Here is a 5691-nt window from a genome sequence, read left to right on the forward strand (position 1 = left end):
CGCAGGTCGAGCAGGGCGGTGACCAGGCTCTGGTGGCGTTCGAGGAACTTGCTGTACTGCTCCACCACCTGCCACAGCGCCCAGCCCTTGGGGTGCCAGAACACCAGGCCCGGGGCCTCTTCCTGCAGGTGGAACAGGTCCTGCTGCTTGCCGATGCGGCGGTGGTCGCGCATTTCGGCTTCTTCGATGCGCTTGATGTAGGCCTCGAGCTGCTTCTTGTCGGCCCAGGCGGTGCCGTAGATGCGCTGCAGCTGTTCGTTCTGCGCATCGCCTCGCCAGTAGGCACCGGAAATGCGGGTCAGCTTGAAGGCCTTCAGGAAGCGCGTGTTCGGCACGTGCGGGCCGCGGCACATGTCCACGTATTCCTGGTGGTAGTACATGCCCATCGCCTGGATGTCCTCGGACATGTCCTCGATCAGGCGCAGCTTGTAGTCCTCGCCACGGGCCTTGAAGATCTCCACGACTTCGGCGCGCGGCGTCACCTTCTTGATGACGTCATAATCCTGGGCGATCAGCTCGCCCATGCGCTTTTCGATGGCGGCCATGTCCTCCGGCGTGAACGGACGCTCGGAATGGATGTCGTAGTAGAAACCTTCGGCGATGACGGGGCCGATGACCATCTTCGCGTCCGGGTACAGCTGCTTGACCGCGTGGCCGACCAGATGGGCGCAGGAGTGGCGGATGATTTCCACGCCCTCCTCGTCCTTGGCGGTGATGATGCGCAGGCTGGCATCGCGGTCGATGACGTCGCTGGCATCGACCAGCACGCCATCCACCGAACCGGCGATGGTGGCCTTGGCCAGGCCGGCGCCGATCGACTGGGCAACGTCCATGACGCTGACGGGGTTTTCAAATTCGCGGCGGCTGCCGTCGGGAAGGGTGATGTTGATCATCGATAGGGCTTCGTGCGGGGCCCGCGCGGCGGGCTGGAATGCAGTTCCGGGCGGACGCCCGGGCAATAAAAAAGCGCCACGAGGGCGCCTGGAACAGGGCCTTCGGGGGCAGGTCAGCGGTGGGCGGTGGTAGTGCTCATGTCGCACGCTCGGCCGGCGCTGGGCGCGGGCCACCTTGTTCCAGTCGGGGTTCTGCGTCGATCTTAAACCAGTGCGCGGCAAAGCCCAAGGGTTGCGCCCCGGGCCGCTGAACGCCCGTGGCTGGCAGCCCGAAAACGCAATGATTACCATGTGCGCGTAGCCGGTTTCCTGCCACGCTGCCCGCTCTCCTCCAGGACCTCGCAATGCGTCACCCGCTCCGTCCGGCCTGTGCCGGCTCCGCCCGTGCCCCGCATTTGCCGGCCCACCACACCGGTGGACGCCTGCAATGATCACCGTGGGCCTGTCGACGCTGGGCTTCTGCAGCCTGGCCATGCTGTCGGCGATGTTTTCCGCGCTGGCCTTCTACGCAGCATCCCCGCATTGCCGCTGGCCACGCCTGCGCCGCGCCGGGCGCATGGGCCGGCAGGTCGGCCTGGTCGCCGCCGTGGCGTCGCTGTGGCTGTGGATGGCCGAACTGGGTGTGGCCGCCGGACTGGTGGCGATGCTGTGCACCTGGATGCTGGCGGCCCTGCTGCTGCCGGCCCTGGCGGCCTGGCACCGCCCCGCTGCAGACACCCCGGGCAGAGGCCTGCGCTGATGTGGATGCGCGCCCTGTCCGGCATCTTCGCCGGCTTCTTCCTCGCCGCCGCGGCCACCGGCCTGCTGACCTGGCTGCCGCCGGGGCCGTGGCCCAGCGCGGTGGTACCAGCGCTGATCGCCTTCGTCCCGCTGTGGATGCTGGCGGCGCTGTGGGCCTTCAGTTTCCGCTCGGTCGCGCGCGCCTGGCTGGTGCCCGCCGGCTGCGCCGCCGCCGGCTTCGCCGCGCTGTGGCTGCTGCGCCTGAGCAGCGCGGTGCAATGAGAACGAGCGCAGGTACTTCAGCATGAAATTCAGTTCGCAGACCCTGCGTACCTTCACCACCCTGCACACCTGGGTGGGCCTGGTGGCAGGCTTCGGCCTGTTCGTGGCGTTCTACGCCGGCGCCCTGACGCTGTTCCACCACGATCTGCCCTTGTGGCAGACACCGGGGGCGGCCAGCGCGCTGCCGGCCGGGCTGGACGACGCGCAGTACCTGCTGGACGACGTGCTGGCAAAGCATCCGGAGGCGCGCCGCCATGTCGGCATGACCTTCCCCGGCGCCGAACACCCGCAGCCGCTGGCCTACTGGCAGGGTGCCGACGGCGGCTGGCGCTACGCCTGGCCCGGCAACACCGGCGGCAGCCCGGCGCCACCGCAGGCGGGCCTGGCCGAGCTGGTCAACGAACTGCACTACAGCCTGGGGCTGCCGGTGGCCGGCATCTATGTGATGGGCATCGTCAGCCTGCTGTACGGCATGGCCCTGCTCAGCGGCCTGGTCATCCACCTGCCCAAGCTGCTGGGCGACCTGTTCGCGCTGCGCCCGGGCCGCAACTTCAAGCAGATGTGGCAGGACGCGCACAACGTGATCGGTGTGCTCAGCCTGCCATTCCACCTGATGTTCGCCGTCACCGGTGCCCTGCTCTGCCTGGTCTTCATCCAGATCGCCCTGCTCAACCCGCTCATCTTCGAAGGCAAGGCCATGCAGGTAGTGCCGGCGGCGATGGATACCGCGCCAGTGCGCGAGGCTGCAGGCGTGCCGGCCGCCCCCGGCCCCCTGCGCGAACTGCATGCGCGTGCCATGGAAGTGGCCCGCGCGCAGGGGGTGGCGGATTTCGAACCGGCCTACCTGAAGCTGGCCCATGGCGGCGATGCCAACGCCACCATCGAGATCACCGGCGAATCCAGCGGCACCCTCGGCCCGCTCGGTTCGGTGGCCCTGGATGTCGCCAGCGGCCGCGTACTGGCCAGCCAGCTGCCCGGCCATCGCGACGCCAACCACGCCACGCTGAGTGCGGCCTACGCCCTGCATTTCGGCGAGTTCGGCAACGGTGTCGTGGTCTGGCTGTACTTCCTGCTGGGCCTCGGCGGCGCCTTCCTGTTCTACTCGGGCAACCTGCTGTGGATCGAATCGCGGCGCAAGCGCCGGCAGCCGCAGCAGCCGCGCTCGGGGGTGAACATGGCGCGGGCCACGGTGGGCGTGTGCATCGGCCTGTGCGTGGCGATCTCGGTGGCCTTTGTCACCGCGTTGGTGCTTGAACACGTGGCCCCGGCGACGGTAGACCACGGCATCCGCTGGGCCTGCTTCGGTACGTGGGCCGCGTGTGCGCTGTGGGCGGCCGTACGCCGGCCGGCACAGGCCGCACGCGAACTGCTGTGGGCCGCGGCCCTCAGCACCGCACTTGTGCCGGTGATGCATGGCGCGCTCAGTGGCGACTGGCCATGGCTGACCGCCGCGCGCGGGCTGTGGCCGTTGTTCTGGATCGACCTGGTGGCCCTGGCGATGGCCTTCGGCTTTGCGCGGCTGGCGGTGGCTTGCCAACGCCGCGCCCGCGAGGGTGATCCGAACAGCGTGTGGGCGAACTGAGGCACCCGAGCGACTCTATCAAGGCGCGGTCAATCGCCGAGGCGGGCCTTCTGCCACGGCGCCAGCATGGCATTGAGCAGGCTGGCCTGTTCGTCATCGCCGGTCAGCTCCCACATGAACACACCGGCCAGCCCCTGCTCGCGCGCAAACTGCGCGCGCAGGCCGATCGAGCGCGGGTCTTCGTAGCTGATGAAGATCTTCTCGGCCAGGTTGTACAGCCACGGGCTCTGCGCCTGCGGCTGCCAGTGCCTGGTCCAGCCCGGCTGATCCAGGTAACGCGCCTTGATCACCCGCCAGTCGCCAGCATCGGCCGGCGCACTGTAGGACTGGTACAGGCCATCGGCCGCGTCGCCGGTGACCTTGAAACCACGCCCGTAGAACGGCACGCCCAGCACCAGCTTGTCGCCCGGCACCCCATGTTCGCGGTAGTACTGTACGGCACCGGCCACGTTGTTCCAGCGCCGCAGCGCCGGCGCCAACGGGTCGGCCGGCACTTCATGCAGTGGCGCGTTGAAGGTCGCCACCGCCGAGAAGCCGGTGCCCATGTCGTAGCTCATCAGGTTGATGAAATCGAACACCTGGGCCAGCGCCGGCAGGTCGTAGCTGGCGGCCGGATCGTAGGGGCCATCGGTCTGCAGGCGCCCCGCCGCGAGTGCGGCGGTCAGCAGCATCGGTTGGCCGCGCGTGCGGCCACGCGCATCCAGCGCCACGCGGAAGGCCTGGGCGAGCTTCGTCATGTTTGCGCGGTCCTGCGGGCGATGGGCCAGCTCCTTCGGCCCACCACTGACCGGGAATTCCCAGTCGATGTCCACGCCGTCGAAACTGCCCGCGTACTGGTCGAAGAACAGCGCCATGCAGGAATCGACCAGGCGCTTGCGGCTGGCCTCGGTCAGTGCAGCATCGGAGAACCCGCCCGCTCCCCAGCCACCGATGGAGATCAACGTGTGCAGGTGTGGATGGGCGTGCTTCAGCTCGGCCAGCGCGGCGAAGTGCTTCGGCGCTTCGGCACCCACCCTGCAGCGCCCGGCCTGGATGGTGGAAAACGCATAGAACAGATGGGTCAAGCGCTCGGCCGGGATGCGCGCCACCGGATAGCGCTCGGCCGAACCGCCGGGATAGTAAGCGCCGTAGATGGGCGGCTGGGCCGCGTGGCTGGCCCCGGGAACGGCGGCGGCAATCAGCAGGGCAAGCCCGGCCACGGTCTGGCGCAACATGGAACCTCCCGATTGGTAGAGTCGAGCGTGCTCGACTGTATGAAAAGCGGGGATTGCAAGCAAAGAAAAAGCGGGCCGAAGCCCGCTTTTTCATTTGCGAAAGCGTGAAGACCAACGGTCCTCACCCACCGCACAGTCAGCAGTACCGATTATTCGGCGCTGGCGCCTTCGCCTTCTTCCACGGCCTTCATCGACAGGCGGATACGGCCCTGCTTGTCGACTTCCAGCACCTTGACCTTGACCACGTCGCCTTCCTTCAGCTTGTCGCCGACCTTCTCGACGCGCTCGCTGGAGATCTGCGAGACGTGGACCAGACCGTCCTTGCCCGGCAGGATGGTGACGAACGCACCGAAGTCCATGATCTTGGCGACCTTGCCTTCGTAGATGCGGCCCGGCTCGACGTCCGAGGTGATCTGCTCGATGCGGGCCTTGGCGGCCTGGGCAGCGATGGCGTTGACCGACGCGATGACGATGGTGCCGTCATCCTGGATGTCGATCTGGGTGCCGGTTTCCTTGGTGATGGCCTGGATGGTCGAGCCACCCTTGCCGATCACTTCACGGATCTTGTCCGGGTGGATCTTGATGGTCAGCAGGCGCGGCGCGTAGTCCGACAGCTCTTCACGCGGCGCGGTCAGGCCGTGGGCCATTTCACCCAGGATGTGCAGACGGCCAGCCTTGGCCTGCTGCAGGGCCTGCTTCATGATCTCTTCGGTGATGCCTTCGATCTTGATGTCCATCTGCAGGGCGGAGATGCCCTCAGCGGTACCGGCCACCTTGAAGTCCATGTCACCCAGGTGATCTTCGTCACCCAGAATGTCGGACAGGACGACGAAGCGATCGCCTTCCTTGACCAGGCCCATGGCGATACCGGCAACCGGGGCCTTCACCGGCACGCCGGCGTCCATCAGGGCCAGCGACGAGCCGCAGACCGAAGCCATCGACGATGCCAGACTGGCGCAGGCCAGGGCCAGCGGGTGACGACGGAAGGAAACGGAGGACG

The 5691-nt window shown here is 67.6% G+C and carries 6 protein-coding genes; 3 read left to right on the forward strand and 3 right to left on the reverse strand.

The window, feature by feature from the left end:
* A partial coding sequence (locus ACQKDV_RS17995) for a TGS domain-containing protein (RefSeq protein ID WP_427785562.1) occupies positions 1-893 on the reverse strand: 893 nt, incomplete at its 3' end.
* Between the two features lie 427 nt (positions 894-1320).
* Here ACQKDV_RS17995 and ACQKDV_RS18000 point away from each other — a divergent pair.
* From ACQKDV_RS18000 to ACQKDV_RS18010, 3 genes are read left to right on the forward strand one after another with little or no spacing between them, the layout of a single operon-like run.
* On the forward strand, positions 1321-1632 hold the full coding sequence (locus tag ACQKDV_RS18000; protein WP_427785563.1) for a hypothetical protein: 312 nt from the start codon (positions 1321-1323) through the stop codon (positions 1630-1632).
* Complete coding sequence (locus ACQKDV_RS18005) at positions 1632-1895, forward strand: hypothetical protein (protein ID WP_427785564.1); 264 nt, start codon at positions 1632-1634, stop codon at positions 1893-1895. The genes ACQKDV_RS18000 and ACQKDV_RS18005 overlap by 1 nt, the downstream gene beginning before the upstream one ends.
* A gap of 22 nt (positions 1896-1917) precedes the next feature.
* Positions 1918-3477, forward strand: a complete 1560-nt coding sequence (locus ACQKDV_RS18010) for a PepSY-associated TM helix domain-containing protein (RefSeq protein ID WP_427785566.1) — start codon at positions 1918-1920, stop codon at positions 3475-3477.
* A gap of 29 nt (positions 3478-3506) precedes the next feature.
* On the opposite strand, the gene ACQKDV_RS18015 is transcribed toward ACQKDV_RS18010, so the two are convergent.
* Positions 3507-4691 carry a glycoside hydrolase family 18 protein gene (locus tag ACQKDV_RS18015; RefSeq protein WP_427785568.1) on the reverse strand — a complete coding sequence of 395 codons (1185 nt, stop codon included), beginning with the start codon at positions 4689-4691 and terminating at the stop codon, positions 3507-3509.
* 149 nt (positions 4692-4840) lie between these two features.
* The coding region (locus tag ACQKDV_RS18020; protein WP_427785570.1) for a S1 RNA-binding domain-containing protein at positions 4841-5691 on the reverse strand (851 nt) is incomplete at its 5' end.

It is taken from the genome of Stenotrophomonas sp. NPDC077659 (assembly GCF_050268705.1).
Taxonomy (GTDB): Bacteria; Pseudomonadota; Gammaproteobacteria; order Xanthomonadales; family Xanthomonadaceae; genus Stenotrophomonas.

Coding starts and splice junctions, on each gene's coding strand:
- ACQKDV_RS18000 (WP_427785563.1), top strand. CDS start 1,321: ATGATCACCGTGGGCCTGTCGACGCTGGGCTTCTGCAGCCTGGCCATG.
- ACQKDV_RS18005 (WP_427785564.1), top strand. CDS start 1,632: ATGTGGATGCGCGCCCTGTCCGGCATCTTCGCCGGCTTCTTCCTCGCC.
- ACQKDV_RS18010 (WP_427785566.1), top strand. CDS start 1,918: ATGAAATTCAGTTCGCAGACCCTGCGTACCTTCACCACCCTGCACACC.
- ACQKDV_RS18015 (WP_427785568.1), bottom strand. CDS start 4,691: ATGTTGCGCCAGACCGTGGCCGGGCTTGCCCTGCTGATTGCCGCCGCC.